The sequence below is a fragment of the Chitinophaga sp. LS1 genome (genome assembly GCF_034274695.1).
In the GTDB taxonomy this organism is placed as follows: domain Bacteria; phylum Bacteroidota; class Bacteroidia; order Chitinophagales; family Chitinophagaceae; genus Chitinophaga.
The window spans coordinates 4,917,667-4,943,040 of sequence record NZ_CP128362.1 but is presented as its reverse complement, the minus strand read 5'-3'; the positions used below and the strand labels follow the sequence as shown (position 1 = coordinate 4,943,040).

Annotated in this window: 17 protein-coding genes; 4 read left to right on the top strand and 13 right to left on the bottom strand. The window is 46.3% G+C overall.

Features of this window, described 5'->3' with window-relative positions; all coding sequences use genetic code 11:
* Positions 1-113: 113 nt before the first annotated feature.
* The 5 genes from QQL36_RS20375 to QQL36_RS20355 form a co-directional block, all read right to left on the bottom strand.
* On the bottom strand, positions 114-551 hold the full coding sequence (locus tag QQL36_RS20375) for a DUF3276 family protein (protein WP_083721750.1): 438 nt from the start codon (positions 549-551) through the stop codon (positions 114-116).
* 159 nt (positions 552-710) lie between these two features.
* Positions 711-2,507: an ABC transporter ATP-binding protein gene (locus QQL36_RS20370; protein WP_321566614.1), complete on the bottom strand. Its 1,797-nt coding sequence runs from the start codon at positions 2,505-2,507 to the stop codon at positions 711-713.
* Between the two features lie 203 nt (positions 2,508-2,710).
* Positions 2,711-3,640: a phosphoribosylaminoimidazolesuccinocarboxamide synthase gene (locus QQL36_RS20365; protein WP_083721752.1), complete on the bottom strand. Its 930-nt coding sequence runs from the start codon at positions 3,638-3,640 to the stop codon at positions 2,711-2,713.
* Positions 3,641-3,736: 96 nt separating this feature from the next.
* Positions 3,737-5,107, bottom strand: coding sequence for an exonuclease domain-containing protein (locus QQL36_RS20360; RefSeq protein WP_321566613.1), 1,371 nt, complete (start codon positions 5,105-5,107; stop codon positions 3,737-3,739).
* Between the two features lie 133 nt (positions 5,108-5,240).
* Positions 5,241-5,816 carry a DUF4142 domain-containing protein gene (locus QQL36_RS20355; RefSeq protein WP_321566612.1) on the bottom strand — a complete coding sequence of 192 codons (576 nt, stop codon included), beginning with the start codon at positions 5,814-5,816 and terminating at the stop codon, positions 5,241-5,243.
* 229 nt (positions 5,817-6,045) lie between these two features.
* Between QQL36_RS20355 and QQL36_RS20350 the strand changes: the two genes are divergently transcribed.
* Positions 6,046-6,618 (top strand): TetR/AcrR family transcriptional regulator, encoded by a 573-nt coding sequence (locus tag QQL36_RS20350; RefSeq protein WP_083721755.1) that lies wholly within the window; start codon positions 6,046-6,048, stop codon positions 6,616-6,618.
* Positions 6,619-6,654: 36 nt separating this feature from the next.
* The gene (locus QQL36_RS20345) at positions 6,655-7,668 is read left to right on the top strand and encodes an alkene reductase (RefSeq protein WP_083721756.1); all 1,014 of its coding nucleotides are present in this window, start codon (positions 6,655-6,657) and stop codon (positions 7,666-7,668) included.
* 412 nt (positions 7,669-8,080) lie between these two features.
* On the opposite strand, the gene uxaC is transcribed toward QQL36_RS20345, so the two are convergent.
* The 7 genes from uxaC to QQL36_RS20310 all read right to left on the bottom strand — a co-directional run bounded on the left by uxaC (position 8,081) and on the right by QQL36_RS20310 (position 21,339).
* The gene (gene uxaC, locus QQL36_RS20340) at positions 8,081-9,484 is read right to left on the bottom strand and encodes a glucuronate isomerase (protein ID WP_083721757.1); all 1,404 of its coding nucleotides are present in this window, start codon (positions 9,482-9,484) and stop codon (positions 8,081-8,083) included.
* 21 nt (positions 9,485-9,505) lie between these two features.
* A complete protein-coding gene (locus QQL36_RS20335; RefSeq protein WP_321566611.1) occupies positions 9,506-11,161 on the bottom strand; it encodes an altronate dehydratase family protein in 1,656 nt (551 codons plus the stop codon).
* A complete protein-coding gene (locus QQL36_RS20330; protein ID WP_321566610.1) occupies positions 11,158-12,579 on the bottom strand; it encodes a tagaturonate reductase in 1,422 nt (473 codons plus the stop codon). The genes QQL36_RS20335 and QQL36_RS20330 overlap by 4 nt, the downstream gene beginning before the upstream one ends.
* A gap of 65 nt (positions 12,580-12,644) precedes the next feature.
* Complete coding sequence (locus QQL36_RS20325; protein ID WP_321566609.1) at positions 12,645-14,531, bottom strand: glycoside hydrolase family 88 protein; 1,887 nt, start codon at positions 14,529-14,531, stop codon at positions 12,645-12,647.
* A gap of 1 nt (position 14,532) precedes the next feature.
* A complete protein-coding gene (locus QQL36_RS20320) occupies positions 14,533-16,719 on the bottom strand; it encodes a glycosyl hydrolase family 28 protein (protein WP_321566608.1) in 2,187 nt (728 codons plus the stop codon).
* A gap of 10 nt (positions 16,720-16,729) precedes the next feature.
* On the bottom strand, positions 16,730-18,364 hold the full coding sequence (locus QQL36_RS20315) for a RagB/SusD family nutrient uptake outer membrane protein (protein ID WP_321566607.1): 1,635 nt from the start codon (positions 18,362-18,364) through the stop codon (positions 16,730-16,732).
* A 17-nt stretch (positions 18,365-18,381) separates the two neighbouring features.
* Complete coding sequence (locus QQL36_RS20310) at positions 18,382-21,339, bottom strand: SusC/RagA family TonB-linked outer membrane protein (RefSeq protein WP_083721762.1); 2,958 nt, start codon at positions 21,337-21,339, stop codon at positions 18,382-18,384.
* Positions 21,340-21,621: 282 nt separating this feature from the next.
* On the opposite strand from QQL36_RS20310, the gene QQL36_RS20305 reads away from it, so the two are divergent.
* Positions 21,622-22,401 carry a hypothetical protein gene (locus QQL36_RS20305; protein WP_321566606.1) on the top strand — a complete coding sequence of 260 codons (780 nt, stop codon included), beginning with the start codon at positions 21,622-21,624 and terminating at the stop codon, positions 22,399-22,401.
* Positions 22,402-22,458: 57 nt separating this feature from the next.
* On the opposite strand, the gene QQL36_RS20300 is transcribed toward QQL36_RS20305, so the two are convergent.
* Positions 22,459-24,186, bottom strand: a complete 1,728-nt coding sequence (locus QQL36_RS20300; RefSeq protein ID WP_415751033.1) for a glycoside hydrolase 43 family protein — start codon at positions 24,184-24,186, stop codon at positions 22,459-22,461.
* Positions 24,187-24,296: 110 nt separating this feature from the next.
* Here QQL36_RS20300 and QQL36_RS20295 point away from each other — a divergent pair, with 110 nt between their 5' ends.
* On the top strand, positions 24,297-25,319 hold the full coding sequence (locus QQL36_RS20295) for a LacI family DNA-binding transcriptional regulator (RefSeq protein ID WP_083721764.1): 1,023 nt from the start codon (positions 24,297-24,299) through the stop codon (positions 25,317-25,319).
* Positions 25,320-25,374 lie beyond the last annotated feature (55 nt).

Genomic DNA, 25,374 nt, shown 5'->3' with positions numbered 1-25,374 from the left:
ACAATAATAAAAGAGGGGTTTGCCATAGGCAAACCCCTCTTTTATTATAAAAAAACCTCTGGAAAAATCCAGAGGTCGTATAAGAAGTTTAAGAAGTCAATATTAGCCTTCCCTTACCACTTATCTACATCTTCACTATGTGAAGTAGCAGATGCAGTAGCGGCAGGTGCAGCAGCAGCTTCAACAGCGGCTTCCACAGCAGCATCAGAAGAAGTTCCTTCTGTGCCTTCTCCCTCTTCATCATCACGTACATAGTCGTGGTTGTAGGCATCAAAATCGAAGTCGGGCATCAACTCAGTCTTCACGTAGTTGATGGTCTCTGTTAATGCATTCAGGAACTTGTTGAAGTCCTCCTTGTACAGGAACACTTTGTGCCTGTCATAACCATTGTCATTAAAGCGTTTTTTGCTTTCTGTAATGGTCAGAAAGTAATCATTTCCCCGAGTGGTCTTTACATCAAAGAAGTATGTTCTTCTTTTGCCCGCTTTCAATCGTTTAGAAAAGATACTGTCATTATTTCTTTCCTGCTGATTGGTATTTTCGTACGCCACAGTTGATAGATTTAAGTTGTTAACGAATCAAATCCTTTTTCCAATAAGCAACAAATATACTATTGTTTTACAAATATCAAAATAATTTTAAATGATTTTGAAAAATGATAGAAACACAGCTTAGGTACTGGTTTTCAGGCATGTATAATATTTTGATCCTTATTCCATTATGGATTCATCTTCCCCAGATTGCTGCCGGGCGTATAATTCTGAGTAGTAACCGTTTAATGATAATAATTCGTCATGGGTGCCGGTTTCGACGATGCGTCCATCATCCAAAACTATGATCTTATCAAACTCAAAAAGGGCAAATATCCGGTGGGTAATAATTATAGCGGTTTTGTCTTTCAGGTATGCATACAGATTGCCAATGATCTCTTTCTCTGTACGGGCATCTACAGCCGACAGACAGTCATCAAACACCAACAGATTCGGATCTTTGATCAAACCACGGGCGATGGAGATACGTTGTTTCTGACCACCACTCAATGTCACACCCCGCTCCCCTACTACCGTATTGAAGCCTTCGGGGAATCCCAGTATGTCCTTCTCCACCGATGCCTGACGGGCTGCACGACGTACAGTTTCTTCATTGGCTTCAGGGGTACCGAAACGGATATTGTTGGTGATCGTGTCTGAAAACAGGAATACATCCTGTGGTACATAACTGATCTGTGTACGTAAGTCTTCCAGTTTCAAGGTTCTAAGATCCATACCATCCAGCATCACTTCACCTTCCTGCGGATCATACATACGAATCAGCAACTGTGCCAGGGTAGACTTTCCGGAACCGGTACGGCCAATCACCGCCACTTTCTCTCCCGGTTTTACCGTCAGGTTAAAGTTTTGGATGGCCTGTATTCCTGTATGTGGGTAGGTGAAGGATACATTTTTGAAGACCACTTCACCTTTTACATCGATGGACCTTGCATCGGGTCTGTTGTAAATAGCGGGCTTGATATCGAGGAACTCATTTAGACGTTTCTGACTGGCAGATGCACGTTGTATCATACTGGCCACTATCCCGATAGAAAGGAATGGGAACATGAGCATGTTTACATAAATCACAAATTCTGCGAGGTTACCTACGGTGATGTTGCCATGTATGACCTGGATACCACCAATAAAAATGGTGAGGAGTACACTCAGACCAATCAACAATGCCATGCTGGGTTGGAAGAGGGCATCTGTCTTTGCAAGACTGACGGAACTGATCTTGTAGTCTTCGCTGGCTTTTTCAAAATGCCCGATCATGCCTTCTTCCTGTACATATGATTTGATCACACGGATTCCGGAATAAGACTCCTGTGCAATGGAGGTGATATTGGATAATTGTGCCTGTATCTTTTCACTCTTGCGGTGAATGATATGGTTCACATAATATATAGTGAGTGCCAGAAAAGGCAGTGGTGACAGGGTATACAGTGTAAGCAACGGGTTCACATCTATCATGAGATACACGACGATCACAAGCATGAAGATGGTGCGGGTGGCATACATGATAGCAGGGCCGACATACATACGTACACGTGATACGTCTTCTGTGATGCGGCTCATGAGGTCACCGGTGCGGTGCATCTTAAAGAAGTTGAGATCCAGCAGCTGGTAGTGCTGGTAAATTTCGTTCTTGAGGTCAAATTCAATGTGGCGGCTCATCACGATGAGCGACTGCCGCTGAAGATATAAGAAGAAACCACTTAGTAATGCGAAGATGAGCAGCATGACACCGTAGAAGGCGAGGACTTTGGAGAAGTCAGAATGGAAGGTGGTTTTAAGATTGGTATCGCTGATCAGGTGATAGTTGTTGAGATTCTGGGCCAGCAGATCGAATATCTGGCGGACCATGATAGGTTGAAACACACTGAATACAATGGAGATGACTGTGCAGACTAATCCAAGCAGGAAACGCCATTTATAGCGAAGGAAGTATTTATTCAGTACGGCGAGGTGTTTCATTGGTCTATCTTTCGTAAATATCCGTTTAGCATGGTTTCAGATAAATCGAGGGATCGATCTGATGGTTTTGTTTCGTTGAAGCAGTGCTTATCATTTTCAAAATCGCGTTAGCTTCCGGAGAATGAATTGTTTTTCTTTCAAAGAAGAAAATCCTACTGCTACAATTAAAAAGGGAGAGGTTCCCCTCCCCCTTTTCTGATAACTTATAAACTATTCAGTGTTTCTATGATCTTTTTCTCGCTATCGGCTTCACTTACGTTTTCCTTCACGAATTTCTGACCAGTGATATTTTCGAATAGTTCGATATAACGTTCGCTCACGGTGTTGACGAATTCATCGGTCATTTCAGGCACCTGTTGGCCTTCTTTACCCTGGAATCCATTTGCCATCAGCCATTCGCGTACAAATTCTTTTGAGAGCTGTTTCTGTGGTTCGCCCGCTTTTTGTTTTTCTTCGTAGCCATCTGCATAGAAGTAACGGGAAGAATCCGGTGTATGGATCTCATCGATCACATAGATGGTATCTCCAATTTTACCAAATTCATATTTGGTATCTACAAGGATCAAACCGCGTTTAGCTGCCAGTTCTTTACCACGTGCGAAAAGGCCGAGTGTGTATTGCTCAAGTCTTTCGTAATCTTCTTTGCTTACAAGCCCCTTTGCAATGATATCCTCGCGGGAGATATCTTCATCGTGACCTTCGTGTGCCTTGGTCGTAGGCGTGATGATAGGCGTTGGGAAGTAGTCGTTCTCCTTCAGACCTTCCGGCATTGTTACGCCGCAAAGTTCGCGTTTACCGCTTTTGTAAGTTCTCCAGGCATGGCCGGTAAGGTTACCACGAACCACCATTTCTACCGGGAAAGTTTCACATTTTAAGCCGATGGTTACATTTGGCAAGGGCACAGCCTTTACCCAGTTAGGCACGATGTCCTTAGTAGCTTCCAGCATGATTGCAGCTACCTGGTTCAGCACCTGACCTTTGTAAGGAATAGGACGGGGCAGTACCACATCGAATGCGGAGATACGATCGCTGGCTATCATTACCATCTCTTTGTCATCGATGGTGTATACGTCTCTTACCTTTCCTTTGTAAAAAGCCGTTTGCTTTGGAAATTTAAACTTTGGCTCTAACATGAATTATTACCTTATTAAAACAATTAACGAATATCCTTTATTCACCCGGCAAATATTGCCTGTTATGCATTCAGATGCGCAAAAGTACTTAATTAACTAAGAAAACTTTAAAAGCCGGGAATTATTCGCGCCGGCAAACTGGTGGATCAGGTTTAAAATATATTCATTCTCTGGGTACTGCGTAAGCCTGTCTTTCACGTCTTCTTCCACTGTGATGGCGGTATCGCGGGAAATGTAGCCCATGCCGTAGAACTTCCCTTTTTCCATCAGGATATAGCTCTGTTCCCCTGCATCGCGGCCGGTATCGACGATGATAAAGCTCGGCTGCTGCATTTGCATGTGGATGATGGCGGCTTGTACCCGGAGGTTATAGTATTCAGGTCCTTCCTTTTTATCGCAGGCACCTTTACACTTGTGGCCTGTCAACGGTTTGCAGGCGCCATCGCCTTTCTGGAGGAAGCATAGACGGGGGCAGAGATCGAATTCACGGATCAGCCCTTTGAGCATCGTATGGCCCTGTACCAGTAAAGGGAATGAGTGAAGTGGCCGGGTATACTTGCGGCGGCGTTCGATCACGAGGCGCAGGTAGCCCAGTTGGTCTTCAAAAGTGTAGAAGCCGTATTTGAATTCTACGTTCTTCTGACTCCTGTTATATTTTGGCCACAACCGTTTGATCTCCACGCTTTCGAGAATATTGGCCATGAGTTCCGTACCTGTCACTTCGTGAGAGACACTATAGATGTTGCGCAAAAACTCCTGGCGCTGGCGACTGGGATTGTTGCCGGTAAAATGGCTGTTGACCCGCTTTTTTATGTCTTTGGCTTTGCCAACATAGATGACTTTCCCTTTCTGATCGTGGAAATAATATACACCCGGGTTGGCAGGTAATTTCTTTACCTGATCAGGGGGAAGGTGTGGTGGCAGGAACTGTTCCTTGCTGGTGGTTTTGAGTGCTGCCGAGATAGCATTGTTCGTATCCAGGCTCAGGTAGAGTCCCATAAGACGAACGGTAGCAGCAGCATCGCCGGCAGCACGGTGACGCTGTTCTACATTGATTTGCAGAGAGCGGCAAAGGTTACCTAGACTGTAACTGGGTAAACCGGGAACGATTTTACGCCCCAAGCGTACAGTACACAGTTTTTTGGTGCGGAGGTCGTAACCTGCCTGCAACAAATGATATTGTAAAAATGAATAGTCGAAGTTGACGTTGTGAGCAACGAAGATCTTGTCTTTTAGCAAAGCAAATACTTCGCCGGCAACATCTGCGAATTTGGGAGCAGTGGCTACCATGTGGTCAGTAATACCGGTAAGCGACTGGATGTAACGGGGAATAGGTACACCGGGATTGATCAGCGATTCGTATTGCTGAACAATTTGAGATCCATCATAAATAAAAATGGCTATTTCGGTGATGCCATTGGCACTGGCGTGCCCACCTGTGGTTTCGATATCGACAATTGCGTACATAACTCCCTTACTCCGAAAGCAAAGATAGGGGGTGTGCAGCAATATAAAAAAGAGTTGTTAGTCACCAGGTCGACATTCCCGAATCCAATTCACAATGAAACCTTCCTGGCAACTAACAACTACAAAATTCTTATTATTTCTTCTTCAACAAACTATCCAGCATCTTCACATGCGTCTGATGCGCCTGCAGCGTAGGCAGTGTCTTTGCAGCGAAAGCTTTCAGCTCAGGATCAGTTACGTCATTGCTTGCTTTCTGGAACAGGTCTACAGCATCGTTATGGTCTTTTACCATCTCATCCACATAAGCCTTGTCGAAATCCTTACCGGTTTTCTTGCTGATATCCTTAATATCCTTTGTATAGTCTTCTCCTACACTATCAGGCAGTGTAATGTTTTTGGAAGCTGCAATCGCTTTCAATTCATCAGCAGCTTTAGAATGGTCTGCTACCATCTGCTCGCCAAAAGCTTTTACCTGAGGATTTACACCTTTTTCCTGTGCAATCTTGCCAAGCTGAATTTCTTTCATACCCGCATCGGCAGCTTTTACAGCGAATTCAGATGAATTCTGGTCTACCGGAGCTATTTCTTTATTTACGGCATTTGCGCTATCAACAGCGTCATCATGCTTTGCTCCGGTGTTTCCTCCGCCACAGGATTGTAGCATCCAAACGGTCATCAACGTGGCAGCTACATAACTTAGTCTTTTCATGTCTAACTTTTTTAGGTTCAACAATTATTACATGGGAAGAGGCAAAAAAGGGGCCACTGCCGACAGAAGGTTCTATTAACCACTCCAATGCCTTGCTGGGAGAGGATTTTCATAATACAACCTCTACCATAATGATTATCAAACAATTGTAGACGTGTTTCTACAAATATGGAACAGTCGTCTTTTTTTATTTGGAACATTCATTCTGAAATTATATTTTTGTACCATCATGGCACGTAACAAAGCATTCGATCCTGAAGAAAGGCTGGAAAAAGCAAGAGACCTCTTTTGGCAAAAGGGGTACAACGCGACTTCTATGCAAGACCTTGTGGATGGCATGCAACTGAACAGGGCCTCTATATATGATACTTACGGCGACAAGCATGCGCTGTTCCAGCAATGTCTCTCTAACTACGCCAAACAGGCGTTGAAAGATTACAAGCAATGCTGCCAGGTATGCTCCCCGATTGCCGCTGTTGAACACATTGTACGCAAAGCCATTGCAAACAGAAAAGAAGGCCAGACCTGCCTGATGGTAAAGACTTCCTTTGAACTGGCATCTATGGACCAGGGTATCAAAGATCTTGTTAAGAACCAGGCATTGGAACTGATCTTTGTATTGCAGGAATTGCTTGAAAAGGCAAAACAGATGGGAGAAATTCCTGCGGATAAAGACCCGGGTGTAATGGCCCGCTTCCTGTACAGCAGCTTTAGCTCACTGTGGATGATGGATGTATTATTCAATGATAAACAGTTGGTTGATCAGTTGACTGATCATATTTTAAGTAGCATTAGAAAGTAAAAATTTTTTGACCATTTCCAGAACGATCATTCTAATATGTATCCAGCATTATTAACACAGGCAACTATAGGCAAATACGCCCTTTCTAATAAAGTCGTGATGGCGCCGGCTGTAACCAAGCGCCGCGTCAATGATGGGGTGCCAAATGAGCTGATGGTGGAGTATTACAGCCATCGGGCAGGCGCCGGACTTATTATAGCAGAGGGCACCAGCCCTGTGGAAAGCGGAATGGGGCATGCACATATGCCGGGCATTTATAGCAAAGCACAGGTAGCGGGTTGGAAAAAGGTGACGGAAGCCGTTCATGCAAATGGCGGTAAGATCTTCCTGCAAATCATGCATACGGGCAGGATCTCTCATCCTGCAAATATGCCGGCAAAGACGAGGATCGTAGCACCTTCGGCAATTGCCGCCAATGGACAAATCTGGACAGCGGCTGGTTATCAACCTTATGGTACGCCAAGGGCAATGAGTACAGCTGAAGTTCAGGAAATGGTGCAGCTACATGTAAAGGCCGCGAAACAAGCGATTGAAGCAGGTTTTGATGGTGTGGAACTGCATGCGGCGAATGGGTACCTGATGGAGCAGTTTCTTCATCCTGATACAAACCAGCGTACCGATAAGTATGGTGGGACTATTCCGAACAGGGTACGGTTTATTCTGGAAACGGTGGCTGCGGTGAGTGCAGCGATTGGAAAAGACAGGACAGGGATCAGGTTGTCTCCTTATAGTAAGGTGAATGATCTGCAACATCACGGACAGATTAATACGACTTATGAATATTTAGTAGATGCGTTGGATACGTTTTCACTTTCATATATACACATTGTAGATGGGCATAGTTTAGGAGAGCCGGAGATACCAGCGATATTGCTGGCAGGAATCAGAGCGAGGTTTAATGGCCCGCTGATACTAAATGGGAATTTCGATGCACTGAAAGCAGAGGATACTTTGCGGAGTGGGTTAGCGGATTTTGTTGCATTTGAACAGCCTTGTAGCAGCGGGGTAAAATTGTCCGGTCCGCGGATGATCGCGGATTGTTTATCATAAATAATGTTTGGTTAGTGGTTAGTCAGGTTGAACGACCCGCTGTAATGGCGGGGTTAAATTGCCCGATCCGCGGATATGAGCGCGGGTTGTTATCATAAATAATGTTTGGTTAGTGGTTAGTCAGGATGAACGACCCGCTGTAATGGCGGGGTTAAATTGCCCGATCCGCGGATATGAGCGCGGGTTGTTATCATAAATAATGTTTGGTTAGTGGTTAGTCAGGATGAACGACCCGCTGTAATGGCGGGGTTAAATTGCCCGATCCGCGGATATGAGCGCGGGTTGTTATCATAAAATAAGATTGCTTGCAGCGAAGGAGAATCCCGGTGACGCCCTGTTGTCACCGGGATGTGTTTTTTTCCCTAAAAACAGGGTTCATCCTCGTTGGTGAATTCCCCTTTTCATGAATGTTTTATTTCCAATTGAAATATTGCTGTGCATTGTAAAAACAAATATCCTGTATCACCTTCCCTACCCACTCCACATCATTTGGTAATTCCCCATTCTCTATCTCCTGCCCAAACAACTCGCAAACGATACGACGGAAATATTCATGTCTTGGATAAGAAAGGAAACTCCTCGAATCAGTTAGCATCCCTACAAAACGGCTTAGTAACCCCATATTGGACAATGCATTGATTTGCCTGATCATTCCATCCTTCTGATCTAAGAACCACCATGCAGAACCAAACTGCACCTTCCCTGCTACTGACCCATCATTGAAGTTTCCAATCATGGTAGCCAGCAATTCATTATCTGAAGGATTCAGGTTATAGAGAATTGTTTTTGCCAACTGATCCTGGCTATCCAATCTATCCAGGAATTTAGCCAACGCCCTCGCCTGGGAGAAATCGCCGATGGAATCCCAACCAGTATCAGGACCTAACTGGCGCATCATGCGGGAATTGTTATTGCGCAACGCACCGAGATGATATTGCTGTACCCAGCCTTTCTCCCAATCCCAGATAGCCAGTTGTACTAATAAGGCAGATTTGATCTGACGGATTTCGGACAAGGTCAGTTGTTGACCACTTCTTACTTTCGTAAAGATGTTATTGATCTCTGTATCTGAATAATCATCTGCATAGATTTCCTCTATACCATGGTCTGACACAGAACACCCCATCCCTGCAAAGAAATCGTGCCTGCTTTTAAGCGCTGTAAGCAGATCCTGGTAAGTGGAAATACTTGTATCCGCAGCCTGTTCCAGCTTTTGGAGATACGCATTATATTTTGCAGGATCATCTACATTCATTGCCTGATCCGGACGGAACGCAGGCAGAATAGGAATTTCAAAACCGTCCTCTTTTAGTTGTCTGTGATATTCCAGTGTATCTGCAGGATCATCGGTCGTACATACCAGCGCTACTTTCATTTTGCGTAGCAGGTTGCGGGTGGTATATTCTTTTGTTTGCAACAGCTCATTGCAGGTAGCATAAATAGCTGGTGCCGATGATGTATTCAATATTTCATTGACGCCGAAATAACGTTGTAATTCCAGGTGCGTCCAGTGATACAGGGGATTACGTAAGGTATAAGGCACTGTTGCCGCCCACTTTTCAAATTTCTCCCAGTCCGAACGGTCACCTGTACAATAGCTCTCATGCACGCCATTCGTACGCATGGCCCTCCACTTATAGTGATCGCCATACAGCCATGCCTGTGTAATATTTTCAAAGGCGGTATCGGCTGCAATTTGCGCCGGTGGCAGGTGACAATGATAATCAATCACGGGCATCTCCTTTGCATAGTCGTGATACAATTTCCTGGATGTCGCAGTACTCAACAGGAAATGTTCATCTAAAAACTGCTTCATTATTACTGATTAAAATGTTGTTTATAATGAGACTCCTCTCTTCCAGGGAATGAAATCATCCTGTCCGTTCAGGACTGATTTTGCGGGCAATGTACCGCTGGCCACCTGGATCACATGTTCCAGGATCCGCTCCCCTGCCTGTTGGATCGTCTCGTCCCCATCTATGATCGTACCGGTATTGATGTCTATGATGTCCGGCATTTTTTCAAACAACTTTGTATTGCTACTTAATTTGATCACAGGGGTGACAGGGTTGCCGGTAGGCGTACCCAAACCTGTGGTGAACAAAACGATGGTAGCACCGGCACCTACTTCGGCTGTGGTAGATTCTACGTCATTGCCGGGGGTGCATAAGAGGTTGAGGCCCGGTTTCTTTACCTGTTGGGGATAATCCAGTACTTCTACTACAGGCGATGTACCACCTTTCTTAGCGGCGCCTGCACTCTTGATGGCATCGGTGATGAGTCCATCCTTGATATTGCCGGGTGAAGGGTTCATGTCAAAACCAGAACCGGCATCTTCTGCCCTGCGTTCGTAAGTACGCATCAGGTCTATGAAGCGCAGTGCATCTGTCTCCTGTACACAACGGTCACTCATCTCCTGTTCTACCCCACAAAGCTCAGGGAACTCTGACAGGATCACACTACCGCCTAAGGCAACCAGCAGATCGGAAGTATAGCCGATGGCAGGATTCGCAGAAATACCTGAGAAACCATCGGAGCCACCGCATTCAAGACCGATGGTCAGTTTGCTTAAAGGCGCCGGCTTTCTTTCTATTGTATTTGCTGCTATCAAACCCGCAAAGGTTTGTTTGATGGCAGCAGATACCAATGCCTGTTCTGTACCAATGGTTTGCTGATCGAGGATGTATAAAGGTTTACTGAATTCCGGAGAACGCTTATTGATCTCATCCTGCAGCATAGTGATCTGTGCATTCTGGCACCCCAGACTTAATACTGTGGCACCTGCTACATTTGCATGGGTGATATACCCTGCCAACAGGCCACAAAGGGTTTGTGCATCCTGACGGATACCACCGCAACCACCTTCGTGTGTGAGGAATTTAATGCCATCTACATTTGGAAAAACCTTTGGTTGCTGATAAGCGGGTTCGTTTTCTGTGAAGATGGTTTCGATAATGCTTTCTTTACTGGCACCCTGCTGGAATTGTGTAGCCAGTTGTTTTGCAAAGGCGGCGTATTTTTTAGGCCGGCCATAACCCAAAGCATCTGTGAGGGCTTCTTTCAGTACTTCCACATTCCTGTTTTCGCAGAATACCATGGGGATCACGAGCCAGTAATTGCCCGTGCCCACGCTACCATCTGCACGATGATACCCCTGGAAAGTACGATCTTTCCAATGTGCAATATCAGGTTGATGCCAGGCAGTCTTGCGCTGTGACGCCAGCTGAAAATCACTGGCAGCATGTTGTACATTGCTGGTGCCTATCCTGGCGCCCGCAGGCAGATCTTGTTTTGCCTTGCCTACCAGTACGCCATACATGGTGATAGGATCACCTGTTTTAAGGGCTGCTTCCGTAAATTTATGTTTGGCAGGTACGTCATCATACAGCGTGTACGACTGACCATTATCCTGTACGGTTTCTCCTTTCTTCAGGTCGGTTAGTGCCACCACTACATTATCGTGTGGGTGGACTTTTAAAATACTTCTTTTCATATCACGGTTGTTTCTGCTGCTACCCGTTTGATTAATGTAGCGGCTCCTTCATTTATTAAATTATTCAACATGACGGTAACAGCCTGTGCGAATCCTTTGTATCGGGTTAAGTCTTCGCCCCATAAGGCTTCATTTTTCAGCACTTCCTGTACCAGCGCTTCAGGAGATAATTGCGCCCATTTTTCTTTGAAGTACGCAGCATGATCATCCTGAATATCCTGCTTCATGGTGAGCAGATATGCAGCAAAACCCATGGCCAGTAATGCAGGCACTTCATGTACATGCTGGTAGTATTTTTTCAGAATGGGAATGACACGCATTTTCATTTTGCTCGTATACTGCATGGTGATGCTGAGCCAGCGATGTTGGATGTATGGATTGCGGAAGCGGTCCAATACGCTGATAGCAAAGCGATGCGCAGCATCTTCACGGATATTGATATCAGTAATAGCAGGCACGATTTCATGCTGCATGAGGGCTGCAATCACTGCTTCAAAAGCGGCATCCTCCATTGCTTCGCGCACGGTTTCAAACCCGGCCAGATGTGCTAACCCACAGGTGAGCGTGTGCGTACCATTCAATAAGCGCAACTTCAATTCACGGAATACATTGATGTTTGGTGCGAGTACCACACCTTCATCTGCTTTAGCAAAAGAAAGTATCTTTTTTACTTTTTCACTATTGGTCTCTATTGCCCATAGCCGATAGACTTCAGACATGATCATGAGTTGGTCTTCATAACCAAGCTGTTTCTCTGTCGCCGCCTGTTCTTCTTTTGGCAATGCACCGGGTACAATGCGGTCTACGAGCGAATTACAGAAGTCGTTTTCTGTTTCCAGCCAGTGAATGAAAGGTTGTTCTAAATGATGTCGTTTTGCCTGTTCAAGGACGATATTTTTCAGTTTCGTACCATTGTCCGGAATGAGTTCTGTAGGGATGATGACCATCCCTTGCTGGTTAAACTGGTAGCGTTTCAATAAGAACGCGAGCAATTTTCCGGGGAAAGAAGATGGCGGGTTTGCATGAATATCATCATCTGTAAGACTAATACCGACTTCGGTTGTATTGGATATAATGATCTCCATATCGGGGTTCTCTGCGCAGGCAAGGATCTCAGTCCATTGCGATGCTGCGGAGAGTACCCGGCTGATAGAAGTATTAATGACATGTTCTGAAATACGCTGTCCGGCATGGATTCCCTGTATACATTGAGTATAGAGATGATCCTGAGCAGCAAAGGTATCCGTACCACCTTTGTCAGTTGATTTGATCACGACAATACGGCCGTTGAAAATGCCGGCTTTGTTGGCTTTATCTATGAAATAATCAGGGAGACCACGGAGAAGCACGCCGGTACCAAATTGCAGTACCTTTTCAGGAAGCTCCGGGAGGGCTACGTGATTTTTTGACAATTGCATATAATGAGTTTGATAATTTGAAGTATGGATTGAAATGCAGATAAAATTTCAGGTTACCAGGATGATTATTTCTTTGCCTCCCGAATCATCCAATCTGCCAGATCAGCTGCTGCCTGATAATTTTCAAAATCGGGTGAGAGTCTGCGACCATCAAGGTATTCATTGTAGAACCAGGGATCGCCTACTGCAAATACTGCACCCTTGCCTACTTTGGCCACCGCCATGATCACATCTCCTTTATCATTGAAGATGGAGGTAGCGGGTGGCGAGAGTTTCAGCGTCGAGATCTCTTTGATGTAGATTTTCTTTGTGCGGGCAAAAACAGGGTTTCCTGCAGGCAGGTATAAAGCGCCCTGCTCAAATTGCTTTCCTTCTACATGGTTGCGGCTATCTTCATTAAAGTGAATACCGAAGCGCTCTGTAAGGGTGTTGAATTTTTCTATTTCTGAATTACCTTTGTCGTTTTGCAGGATGACCAGGACACCTCCTTTCTTTACCCAGTCATAGATCACATCAGCATAAGCAGGCGTCATGAAATTAGGTTTCGCAGTTTCCTTTTCAGTATCAGGATCTACGATCAGGAAGATATTGGTCTTTGCCAGATTTGCAGCTGTGGGTGCAGCAGGCAGCATGGCGGTACGCACACCTTTGTTGTGGAAAATTTCGCCCCAGAGAGAGTACCCACCATTATCCATCTCATCCCATACATAATGCCAGGTGGTACCATTGCTTCTTACTTCATGGTTGAAGAAATTATCGATGGTGATGGTGAGCCCTTTGCCTGTTTTAGGAATGGCCAGCAGGTCTATTTCATTGGCAGCCTGCATATAGGCGCCTACTCCTTTGGGATCGTTCTGGATCACCTTTTCACTCAGGTAGTATTCATAGCTGCCATCGCGGTAAGGATCGCCTCCCAGGCCCCCGACGTTAACAGTACCTTCGAGGTTTACACCGCCTTCGGCAGCAGGACGAATGAATTGTTTATTGATCCCGGTGAACCCTTTTTTTGCGATGGATAAATAGGATTCAGGCAGGTAACCTAAGCGGATCCCTTTGGCCAGTGTGTATACAAACATACTGCTTACAGAGGCTTCAAGGTAATTCCCTTTCCTGCCTGCTTTGTCTAAGATCTGGTACCAAACACCGCTGGCAGGGTCCTGGTATTTCTTTACAGCTGCTGCATAGCGTTGTAAGATCTGTAACAGGCTGTCTCTGCCCGGATGACCGGCAGGATAATATTCCAATACGTCTACGAGCGCCATTCCATACCAACCCATGGCCCTACCCCAGAAATTTGGGGAGCGCCCTGTGGTCTTATCCGCCCATTTCTGTTGGCGGGATTCATCATAGGCATGATAGAGTAATCCTGTTTTTGCATCCCGGCTGTTTGTTTCCATGAGCACGAATTGTCTCGTGATATCACGGAAGGCAGTATCCTCGTGGAATAAAGCCGCGTATTCTGCATAGAAAGGTTCACCCATATATAAACCATCTAACCACATCTGGTAAGGGTAGCGCTTCTTGTGCCAGAAACCACCGGCATTTGTACGGGGTTGTTTGCGCAACTGTTCCCTTAGTTTTTCAGCAGCCAATTTATATTTCTCTTCATTGGTCACTTTGTACAGCAACAATAAAGCGCGGCCGTTTTTGATGTTATCGATGTTGTAATCATCCTGTTTGTAAGTACGGATGTTACCTTCCTTGTCAATGTACGTGTCAATGCCCTCCTGGATAAACTGGAAATACTTTCCATCACCGGTGTTTTTCCAGAGGCCTGCAAAGCCTTCCAGTACTACACCCTGGTCGTAAGTCCAGTGAGGCGTTTTGCCGGTTTCCTGTAATGAGTCTTTCCATAATCGCATGACAGTAGTGGCCATCGGGGCAGCAGATTGCGCATTGCCCTGCATGGTGGCAGCTACAGCTAATAGAAAAATTAAGCCTGTTCTTTTCATTTTAGTCTCCCATTTTTATTGCTTTGCTATCCTGCACGTTCATTTTGCCATTGTCGGCAGTGAGCAGTTTTACGTTGGTCAGTTGGATGTTTTTACCTTCTATGCAATCACCGGCTTTGTCTGCTTTGATGGTGATATTATTCAGGTAGATATCACTGATAGGCATTTCTGGTAAGCCCCGGATAAAGATCGCCTTTGCCGCACCATTACACACCACATTATTGATATGAAAATCCCGGAAGCGGGGCGTGCCGTCTGTAACAGGAATCGTCTCCACCTTAGGTGTTTCTCTTTTCTCACCTACCAGTACCACAGGGTCTTTCGCCATGTAGTACATATCAAAGAGGATGGCTTCCGCAGGAATGTTTTCCATATTGATATTACTCACGTAGATCTTTTCTACGATACCACCACGACCACGGGTTGTTTTGAAACGCAATCCGATATCGGTGCCTAAGAAAGAACAATCAGATACATATAAATTGTTCGCTCCGCCTGACATTTCGCTACCGATCACGAAGCCACCGTGTGCATGGTACACCGTACAATTATTCACGATCACATCGGCCGTAGGCACCCCTCTTTTTCTACCCTGTTCATCTCTGCCGGATTTGATACAGATGCCATCATCACCTACATCGAAGGTACAACCTTCGATGCGCGCAAAACGGCAGGATTCAAGATCAAGTCCATCGCCATTCTGTGCATACCATGGGTTCTTTGCATATACATTTCTCAGGGTGATGTGTTCACACAATAATGGGTGCAAACACCACGCCGGAGAGTTCTGAAAAGTTACGCCTTCCAGCAATACATATTTGCAGGACGCGATGCTGATCATGTTAGGGCGCAGGAAGTCTTTGATATCATTGTAATCAGCAGCGGTTTTGCCGGGAGCGATCACGCCCGCTTGCTGGGTTTTCGAACCTTTCAGTGATTTCTCAGACGGGTACCAGGTTTTCTGGTCATCGCCGGTAATACCGCCGGAAGTGGTCAGTCTCTTCCATTGGCTTTCTGTCAGCTTATCTTTCTTGACGATGCGCCATGCATCGCCGCCGCCATCGAGAATACCTTTGCCGGTGATCGCAATGTTTTCTGCATTGAGTGCAGAAAGAGGGGCCTGGCAGCGCATGGCTTTCAGCCCTTCGTAGGTTGTTTCTATTAAAGGGTATTGGGAAAAATCGGTCGTAAACTGTAAGATGGAATTAGGCGCCAGATAAAGGTTCACATTGCTTTTTAATACGATCGGACCAGTGAGCCATAAGCCGGAAGGAATCATTACCACCCCTCCCCCCCTGTTGCTACAGGTATCGATAGCGGCGTTGATGCTCTGACTATTGAGGGTCACACCATCAGATTTGGCACCAAAGGACAGGATATTCAGCGTATCTCTTCTGAAATGAGGTTCATATATCTCTGGCAGATCAAAGCGGTATTTGCCTTCAAAAGCGGTCTTTTTCAGGAAAGGATCCAGCCCAATGTGTTTCTCATGAATTTCCTTTGCCACCAGCCCTGCAATGAGGGTAGCGCCGTAGGTGTTAAAGTGGGTATTGTCTGTGACGCCATCGGGCAATTTGGTATAGTGCCCTGCCGGTGTGGTTTTAAATAGCTTTTCAGAACCCTGAACACCATGTTGTACAATGAGGGCTTCACTGCTTTTGTGCAGGTCGATGAGGGGCACTTTGTACTGAGCGGCCAGTGCCCTCACTACACCGGGATATTCCCCATGCTGGTCCACGAAATTGCCTTTGTCGTCAAACTTACGCCGCATCACGGGTGTGATGAGTACGGGGTTGGCACCTTTGGCGCGGGCTTCTTTTACAAAGCGCAACAGGTTGTCTTTGTATGCGCCGTTCGGAGCTGCATAACGGGAGGAATCTTCTTTCTTCTGGTCATTGTGGCCAAACTGGATGAGCACCCAGTCACCCTGTTTTAATTGTGCTAAAACAGAATCCCAGCGATGTTCGTTGATGAAGCTTTTGGTGCTTCTGCCATTCACGGCATAGTTCTTTACTTCAATGCCATCCAGGAATTGCGGGAACAGTTGGCCCCAACCTCTTTCGGGATTATCTTCCAGTGGTTTGTTGGACATGGTGGAATCGCCAATCAGGAAAATACGGGGTTGATCAGCCGGCATCCAGCTGATCAACGGTAACAATAATACCAGTAAATAACGTCTTATATTCATCTGTAACAGTTTATTGGTAGCCAGGATTTTGAGTGAATTCAGCTTTGTTGGTCACGGCATCTATCTGATCCTGCGGAATCGGGCGCAGGTTGTGATAAGACTGGAAGTAGGTGGCCGGATCAGGGCTGTAGTTTTTAATACGTTCTTCCAGTTTGCCGGTACGTTTCAGATCGAACCATCTTAACTGTTCGCCAGCCAGTTCACGTGCTCTTTCATCGAGGATGAAGTCGAGTGTGATGTCGGCATCGGTGATGAGCATATCGGCTTCATGACCGGCGATGGCGGCTCTTTTACGAATCACGTTGATGTAGTCCGCAGCTTTGCCATTGTTGCCCAGTTTGAACTGTGCTTCAGCTGCGATCAGGTACATCTCGGCCAGCCGAATGATGAATGCATCGCGGGCGCTTTCTTCTTCATTCATGGAGGCACGGGTAGGATCATCGAATTTCTGTAGAGAAATATAGTGCGTACGGTCTTTACCGCCGCCGTTTGTAGCATATACTATATTCCTGTCGTACGTTCTGTATTTTTTGCCGGCGGTATCTGCGTTGGTGACTGCATATTTAGTGATTACAATCGCGGTATCCCCCAGTTTCATACCAGCTGGCGCTGTATTCAGGTTATTGCAATACCATACCTGTTTGAAGGTAGCTGCATAACGGGCATCAGCATTTTCGTTGAACAGGTTCAGCAGGAAGAGCGATGGCATATACCTGTTGAAAGGACGGCCATTGGTTACATCGCGCTGCATACCGGGCAGGTCATCGTACTTCATGATGAACATGAGGTGACCATTGTTGGCACCGCGGGAATGACCGTTGGGATAAAGGGTGGCATCAACCCGGTCATCGTAGACCAGGTTTTTCATATAGTTCACAGCCCACACCACTTCCTTATTCTGCAGGTTGCTCATGCTCCAAAGGTCGGCATATTTTGCCTGTAAGCTATATCCATAATTGTTAATAACAGAGTCAGCGAGTACAGCTGCTCTTTCGTTGAGATTGCGGGTCAGGCACATCCTGGCCAGAAAAGCCTGGGCTACAGGTTTGGTAGCACGGCCATAGTCTGTTGTAGTGAGTGGCAGGTCGTTGACAGCGACATCCAGGTCACGGAATATCTGGGCGTAAAAGGTATCTACGGGAGTACGATTAGCTGTCGTCTGGACACCTGTGGTTTCATCCACCGTAAAGTGTACGCCGCCCCACATTTCTACGATGTGCCAGTAGTAGAATGCACGCATAAAGTGGAGTTCTGCGTTGCGCTTCTTTTTGACATCGTCGGTATAACCTGCTTTGTCGATGCGGCCAATGCCGGTATTGCACAGGTTGATGGCGGCATAGAGTTGTTTCCAGAGTCCACTCATCACGGTATTGCTGGCCTGTAAATTTATGTATTGGGTGATGTCTGGGTATTTATCACCGGTACCGCTGGTCCAGAGGTCGGTCCCCATTTCAGAGATGCTGTACCCTTCTTCTTTGCCGTACCACCAGCGATTGTAGGTGTAGACGGCATTTACCAGGGTTTCAAAACCTTCGGGGGTACTGAATACCTGATCGGTAGTGAGGCCCGATGGATTGTATTCTTCCAGCTGCTTGTTACAAGCGAAGCCGGTTAATAATATGAGGAGGAAATAGTAGCGTTTCATGGTTTACTTTTTTAGGATCAGAATTCTACGTTTAAGCCAGCGACATACATTTTGGTGAGCGGGTTGCTGAGGTCCCCGCCTCTTTCCGGATCGTAGTCTTTCACCTTGCTGAAGGTGAAGAGGTTCTTGCCGGTGACGTACACTCTTACACTGCTGAGGTGTACCGTCTTCAATGCGCCTGCTGGCAAGGTATATCCCAGTGAGATATTCCTGATCTTTACAAAAGAGCCTTCCTGATAACCCAATGTTTTGATGAATGGCGTACCATCTTTTGACACGCTGGCATTGGGTCTTGGATAAGCATTGGTAGCATGGTCCGGCGTCCAGTAGTCCAAAGGAGCACTGTTTTCCAGACCCTGTGGATCGAATTTGGCAGCATATTCAGAGTAGATGTACTGACCGATACGTGCGAATACATAGACGTTCAGATCGAAATTAGCGTAGCGGATATCGTTGTTAAAACCACCGCTCCAGGTAGGTACCTGTCTGCCCAGTACTACTCTGTCCTGTGTGTTGAGCGCACCGTCGCCATTGATATCTTTTACTTTGATATTACCGGGTTTGTAACCGTACTTAGCGGCTTCTGTGGCTTCATCCGTTTGCCAGATGCCTAATTTCTGGTAATCATAATATACTTTTACAGGGTAACCAATGAACCATCCATTGGCAACGTCGTTGGTGTTGGCGTCTGCCAGCGAAACGATTTCTTCTTTGTTTTTGGAGAAGACGATATTGGAAGTCCAGGTTAGTTTGCCGGTACTGATATTCGTCGTATTGATGCCTATTTCAATCCCTCTGTTGCGGGTCTTTCCGATGTTCTGGATCACGGTGGTCACACCGGAAGAAGAAGGTAGCGTCCTTTGCAGCAGCAGGTCTTTGGTATGAGTATCATAGTAGTCGATAGTAGCGCCTATTCTGCCATTCAGCACACTAAAATCCAGGCCTACATCCGCAGTGGCAGAGAGTTCCCATTTCAGGTTCTTGTTGCCAACCTGGTTACCGATGCCATATGCAAGGGCAGCGTTGGTGTCATCGTAAGAGAATGGGATCTTGCTCAGGTAACTGGCGGTGGAGTATGGCGATACAGCATCGTTGCCTGCAATACCGTAGCTGGCGCGGAGTTTAAGATCGCTGAATACATTTTGTCCTTTCATGAACGATTCGTCACTGATCCTCCAGGCAGCGGCAGCTGATGGGAAGAACGCCCATTTATTGCCGGGGGCCAGTTTAGAAGAGCCATCAGAGCGGCCGGTGAGGGATAGCAGGTACTTACCTTTATAGTTGTAATTCACACGCCCAGTGAAGGAGATGAGTTTACTGGAAAGGTAGTTCGTACGAACCGCTATACCACTTACACTATTGGCAAGTGCATAGTAAAGCTGCGAGGGCAACAGTTGTCCTTCACCCTGCAGAAAGCTCGAGTCACGCTGGTCGGAGAGCAGGCTGGCTACACCGGTGATACCGATGGAGTGCTGTCCGAACTGGTGTGAATAGTTGGCTACGTTTTCCCAGCTCAGGTAGCGTTGTGCACCTGTGTTGTACTGGGAACGCGAGGTAGAGGCGGTAGACCTGTCGATGGAATTTTTAGCAGCAAAGATCCCCTGTCGGGCATTGTCCAGCGTAACGCCCAGGTTTGAGCGGAGAGACAAGCCTTTGAGTGGTGTAAGCTCTACGTAGGCATTGATGAATGTCCTGGTGACACGACTATTGTTCTGGTAGATATTAGGCTGTTCATCTGCCAGTGGGTTGATGGCAGAGCCATTGTTGGGGAACAGTACGAAATTACCGTCAGCATCGTACGGACCATTGAGGGGTACGATTTTGTTGGCCTGATTTAAAGGGTCGCGGCGCGCATCCTGGTCGTAGTAAGTGACCTGGCTTTGCATACCAGCTTTCAGGATGTTGCTGATGGTCTGATCGATGTTCAGGCGGGCGCTGTAGCGACGGGTACGATCGAGTTTGAATAAACCTTTTTCATCAAAGTAGTCGAGGGAAAAGTAAACCTTTGTTTTGTCGGAGCCACCGGTTACCCCCACCTGATAATCCTGCTGTAAGCCGTTATGAATAAGCAGGTCAGCATAGTTGGTCCAGAGGTTGTTTTGAATAGCATTCACTTCAGCAGCGTTAAAGATGAGTGCATCATCGGCATCGGAGTTCCAGCGGCCGGTGGTGTGGTAGGCTTCTCTTTTGAGGGCAACGTACTGAGGGCCCGTCATCATGGATGGATAGCCGGCTACTTCGTTGTTGCCCACGTAAGTGTTGAGACTTACCTTAGGCTTGCCCAGCGCGCCTTTGCGGGTGGTAATGATGATCACACCGTTTGCACCTCTGGAACCATAGATAGCGGTGGAGGAAGCGTCTTTGAGCACTTCCATGCTTTGAATATCGTTGGAGTTGATGTCCTGAATGTTTTGGTATTGTACACCGTCTACAATGTAGAGGGGGCCGTTGTCTGCGCGGATGGAGCGATTACCTCTCACGGTGACGTTGATCTTTGCGCCGGAGGCACCGGAGCTTTTGGTGATGTCTACGCCGGGGAGTTTACCCTGAACAGATTCCATCACGTTGGTAGTAGGCACTTTTTTGAGTTCAGCGCCTTTGACAGAAACAACGGAGCCGGTGAGGTCTCTTTTCTTTACTTCACCATAGCCGATTACGACTACCTCATCCAGTTGTTTGTTATCTTTTGTCATTGCGATGCTCAGGCTTGTGTTTCCGTCAATATTGCGGGTGAGTGCTTCATACCCCATGTAGGTGAATGTGAGCACGCCCTGTGGATTGGGGACATTGATGGAGAAATTCCCAGAGGCATCGGTTTGAGTGCCAGTGGTAGTGCCTTTGAGTTGAACGCTCACCATGATGAGAGGTTCGCCGGTGGTAGCATCGGTCACCTTTCCTTTGATAACATGGGTTTGAGCGAACGCCCAACTGACAGTGCTGAGCACGAGGCAGCAAAACATCAGTAGTTTTTTCATAACGTATCGAATTGTTGTGTGTTTTTTCAAATGGGTTATACAGACGTCATGGAATAAGCATTGCTACAGTTGCAATACAGGCAGGCACTGGTTTTGTATCAGATTGATGGGTTGTACCCGTATCCCTGAAACAATTCTACAGCTATAATTTTATTATTGGAAGGGAATGGGCGGATTTATTTACGCAAACGTTTGCGGTGAATATTATCATTAGAATTTTTATAATAAAAATCAAGGAGAAGACTGTATTTTAGAGTAGAAATCCTCAATACCTATTTTTTTATGAAGAAAATTCTTTTGTGTCTATTTATGGCAGGTAGTTTGCCTGCGTTAGCCCAGTATGACACGATATCTGTTGGTTACCTGGGAGTGGGAACGTACGTAAACAAAACTTTTAATCTGAATGTTGGTGGTAAATCCCGTTTTGCTAACCCTGCTCACTTTGGCGAGTCGTTTGATGATACCCCGTATGGTTATGGCATACAGGTTGCCAGACCAGCGAATCAGGGTGATACCCGTTTCCATTTATCGTTTGTAAGAGCTGGTCAATGGGTAGCTGGCATGGGCTTTCTACAGTCCAGCAATACCTTTGCGATTCAGAACTATGGAAACAACTCTGTTTCTACTGGTATCTTTATTACCTCCGCCAGTAATGTTGGTATTAATAACCGTACTCCCGCTACCGCGCTGGATGTGAATGGAACTCTCAGGGCTGAGACTGGCATGGTTGTAAATATGGCTTCTTTGCCTACTGGTTACACCCTGGCCGTGAATGGCACTATTGGTGGAACCAAGCTAAAGGTAACGCAGAGCTGGGCGGATTATGTGTTTGCTCCGGGTTATAAATTACCTTCATTAGCTGAAGTGGAAGCGCATATCAAAGAAAATCACAAATTACCTGATATTCCTTCAGAGAAACAGATTGCTGCAGAGGGGCTGGATGTGGGAGAAATGCAAAAATTACAGATGCAGAAGATCGAAGAGCTGACATTGTACATCATTGATTTGAAGAAACAGCTGGAAGCGCAGCAAAAAGAAATCGAAGCGTTGAAAGCGAAATAATATTTTTTTACAGGGGATTTTTAAAAAGGGTTTGCCTGGCGGCAAACCCTTTTTAATTTATTCTACTCTAAACCAATCATAATCTGCATATCCTGCATCATTGATCTGGCCGGGTCGTGTGCAGAATAGCCCTACTTTGGCACCAATCCAACGTCCGGGTTTGGCAGTGAAAGTTTCTTTGATTGGGATAAAGTCATTCCCATCATTGCTGTAGCTAAACTGGCAGATGGCGCCTTCGGTGATTTTCACCCTGAAATAGCAGGTGCTGTCTTTTAGTGTAGTAATGAGCTGTTGGCTTTCTGCTTTGCCTTTGTCGGCGTTTTTGCAGGTGCTGTACACGAGTTGTAATTCCTTTTCTTTTTTGAGGATGGAAAGTGAAGTGTAGTCAGCACCCATGATGATGAGGCCCGTGCGTTCTCCTTCTAAATTGGGATTGGGTGTGAACTTGCAGACAGTAGTCACTGTGAAGGTATCGTTTGGAAATTTCTGTAAGAGTAAGTTTGGTACATCCCAGTAGTTGTGCAGAGAGTCAGGGAGTTTCGCGGAGAAGAGTCTCAATACACCTTTTGCAGGAGAAAGCATGCCCCAGGTAGGGAGTGGGTTTGCCTGCCATTGCCATTGAAGACCGAGGGTGCTGGTATTGAATTCATCGGAGGTGAGGGGCGTACTAAAAACATTGCCGGTGGGTAGTGTTTTAAAAGTATTGCCAGTGGTGGGTGGCGTCATAAAAGTATTGCCGGCAAGTGGCGTTTTAACACTATTGCCAGTGGTGGGTAGCGTTTTAACAGTATTGCCGGTAAGTGGCATTTTAACAGTATTCCCTATGAACGGCTTTTTGTAAGTGAGCACCGGCTCTCCTTTTCCATCTCCATCTTTATCTATCCCAATCACCGGCCAGTCATTCACCCACTTCATGGGTTGTAAATGTACTACACGACCATAGGCGTCTTTGTCCTGGAAGTGCAGGAACCAGTCAGTACCAGTAGTTGTGGTCACCCATGCTCCCTGATGAGGACCATTGATGGGAGTATTACCCTGATCCATGACGATCTTTTCTTCGTAAGGGCCTTCGATCTTTTTCGCTCTTAAAACCAGTTGCCAGCCAGTACTCACTCCGCCCGCAGGGGCGAAAATGTAGTAGTAGCCATTGCGCTTGTAGAGCTTTGGCCCTTCCAAAGTCGGATTGGATGGATGGCCATCCACGACAAGGATACCCGCATCTGTGACAGTAGTGCCTGCGGCATTCATATGATGCAGGGTAAGCACGCTCTTGATACCTGCACGACTCCCTGCGTAAGCATGAATGAGATACACCTGGCCATCCTCATCCCAGAAAGGACAGGGATCGATGATGCCCCTGCCTTCTTTTACGAGAACAGGGTCAGACCATGGACCTTTGGGAGACTTTGCTTTTATCATGTAAATACCAAAATCCGGATCCGGGTAGTAGATATAAAATTCCTTGTTGTGGTAACGGATAGCCGGCGCCCATACCCCACCCCCATGCTGCACTCTGGAAAAGTGATCGTAAGGTGGCAGGCGATGCAGCGCATAACCGATAAGCGACCAGTTGACCAGGTCTGTAGAATGTAAAATGGGCAACCCCGGGATGCAGTTAAAGCTGGAAGCTGTCATATAAAAATCGGAACCAGCTGCACAGACATCAGGGTCAGAATAATCAGCGTTGATGACAGGATTACGGTAGGTACCGTTCCCAGGATCCTGTGCAGTGGCGTAAGTACAGAACATGCACAGGATGAGTGTACAAAGAGTGGATGGTGTCATTGTTTTTCAAATACGTGTGAATATGACAACTAAAGTAGGGGAATTTTTCTATTGAATGTGATATACGGGTTTCAGGTAATGTTAAAATAAATTATATTTACGAAGACGTTATGAAATTCGAAGCAGCCACTATAAAAGATATTGCGAACGCACTGGGCCTTTCCACCTCCACCGTTTCACGCGCATTGCGCGACAGTCATGAAATCAGTATAGCTACTAAACAGCTGGTACTGGAATATGCAACCCGTATCAATTATCATCCAAATCCTATTGCACTGAGTCTGAAAGAGAAACGGAGCCGGTCCATTGGGGTGATTGTAGCAGAGATCGCCAATAGTTTCTTTTCTCAGGCCATTAACGGGATTGAATCCGTAGCAAAAGATAAAGGGTATAATGTAATTATTTCCCAGACGCATGAATCGTTTGAGAAAGAATTGATGACCTTACAATACCTGGCTTCCAGGTCTATAGATGGACTACTGATTTCAGTAAGTAGTGGCACGCAGAACCTGGAACACCTGAAGGCGCTGCATGACAGAGGATTTCCCATTGTGTTTTTTGACAGGATTGTGGAAGATCTGCAAACGCATAAGGTAATGGTGGATAATTTCAGGGGGGCGTATGATGCGACTTTACATTTGGTCAATAAGGGGTATAAACATATTGCAGTGCTGGCGGGACCGGAAAATCTGAGTATCAGCAGGGAAAGAGTAGCGGGATACCTGGAAGCGCTGGCACAATCGAGAATGAAGCCATCGAAATCGATGATCAGGTATAGTCAGTTTGCCGGGTTGTATATCGATGAGGTGGAGCAGACCATGAATCAGTTATTAAAGCTACGACCCAGACCGGATGCGATCTTTACAGCGTCGGACAAGTTGACGACGAATTGTATGCGGATATTAAAGGAAAAAGGGATCAGGATACCGGAGGAGATGGCGCTGGTAGGATTTTCGAATTCAGATCTGGTAGAGTTACTGAATCCGCCATTGACAGTTGTGAGGCAACCGGCGTTTGAGATGGGGCAGATAGCGACGGGAATGTTGTTACAGCTGGTGGAGAGTAAGAAGCCAGTGAAGGAGTTTGAACGAAAGATATTGGCGACGACACTGATTGTACAGGCATCGACATAATCCGGCCTGCGGCAGCAAGGAAGAGGTCTTTTATTTTTTACCGCAGGTATAGCCC

Excerpts from the sequence above, each read along its gene's own strand:
- QQL36_RS20315 (WP_321566607.1), bottom strand. The coding sequence starts at position 18,364 with ATGAAACGCTACTATTTCCTCCTCATATTATTAACCGGCTTCGCTTGT.
- QQL36_RS20335 (WP_321566611.1), bottom strand. The coding sequence starts at position 11,161 with ATGAAAAGAAGTATTTTAAAAGTCCACCCACACGATAATGTAGTGGTG.
- QQL36_RS20360 (WP_321566613.1), bottom strand. The coding sequence starts at position 5,107 with ATGTACGCAATTGTCGATATCGAAACCACAGGTGGGCACGCCAGTGCC.
- QQL36_RS20355 (WP_321566612.1), bottom strand. The coding sequence starts at position 5,816 with ATGAAAAGACTAAGTTATGTAGCTGCCACGTTGATGACCGTTTGGATG.
- QQL36_RS20330 (WP_321566610.1), bottom strand. The coding sequence starts at position 12,579 with ATGCAATTGTCAAAAAATCACGTAGCCCTCCCGGAGCTTCCTGAAAAG.
- QQL36_RS20310 (WP_083721762.1), bottom strand. The coding sequence starts at position 21,339 with ATGAAAAAACTACTGATGTTTTGCTGCCTCGTGCTCAGCACTGTCAGT.
- QQL36_RS20345 (WP_083721756.1), top strand. The coding sequence starts at position 6,655 with ATGTATCCAGCATTATTAACACAGGCAACTATAGGCAAATACGCCCTT.
- QQL36_RS20365 (WP_083721752.1), bottom strand. The coding sequence starts at position 3,640 with ATGTTAGAGCCAAAGTTTAAATTTCCAAAGCAAACGGCTTTTTACAAA.
- QQL36_RS20305 (WP_321566606.1), top strand. The coding sequence starts at position 21,622 with ATGAAGAAAATTCTTTTGTGTCTATTTATGGCAGGTAGTTTGCCTGCG.
- QQL36_RS20300 (WP_415751033.1), bottom strand. The coding sequence starts at position 24,186 with ATGACACCATCCACTCTTTGTACACTCATCCTGTGCATGTTCTGTACT.
- QQL36_RS20325 (WP_321566609.1), bottom strand. The coding sequence starts at position 14,531 with ATGAAAAGAACAGGCTTAATTTTTCTATTAGCTGTAGCTGCCACCATG.
- uxaC (WP_083721757.1), bottom strand. The coding sequence starts at position 9,484 with ATGAAGCAGTTTTTAGATGAACATTTCCTGTTGAGTACTGCGACATCC.
- QQL36_RS20320 (WP_321566608.1), bottom strand. The coding sequence starts at position 16,719 with ATGAATATAAGACGTTATTTACTGGTATTATTGTTACCGTTGATCAGC.
- QQL36_RS20295 (WP_083721764.1), top strand. The coding sequence starts at position 24,297 with ATGAAATTCGAAGCAGCCACTATAAAAGATATTGCGAACGCACTGGGC.
- QQL36_RS20350 (WP_083721755.1), top strand. The coding sequence starts at position 6,046 with ATGGCACGTAACAAAGCATTCGATCCTGAAGAAAGGCTGGAAAAAGCA.
- QQL36_RS20370 (WP_321566614.1), bottom strand. The coding sequence starts at position 2,507 with ATGAAACACCTCGCCGTACTGAATAAATACTTCCTTCGCTATAAATGG.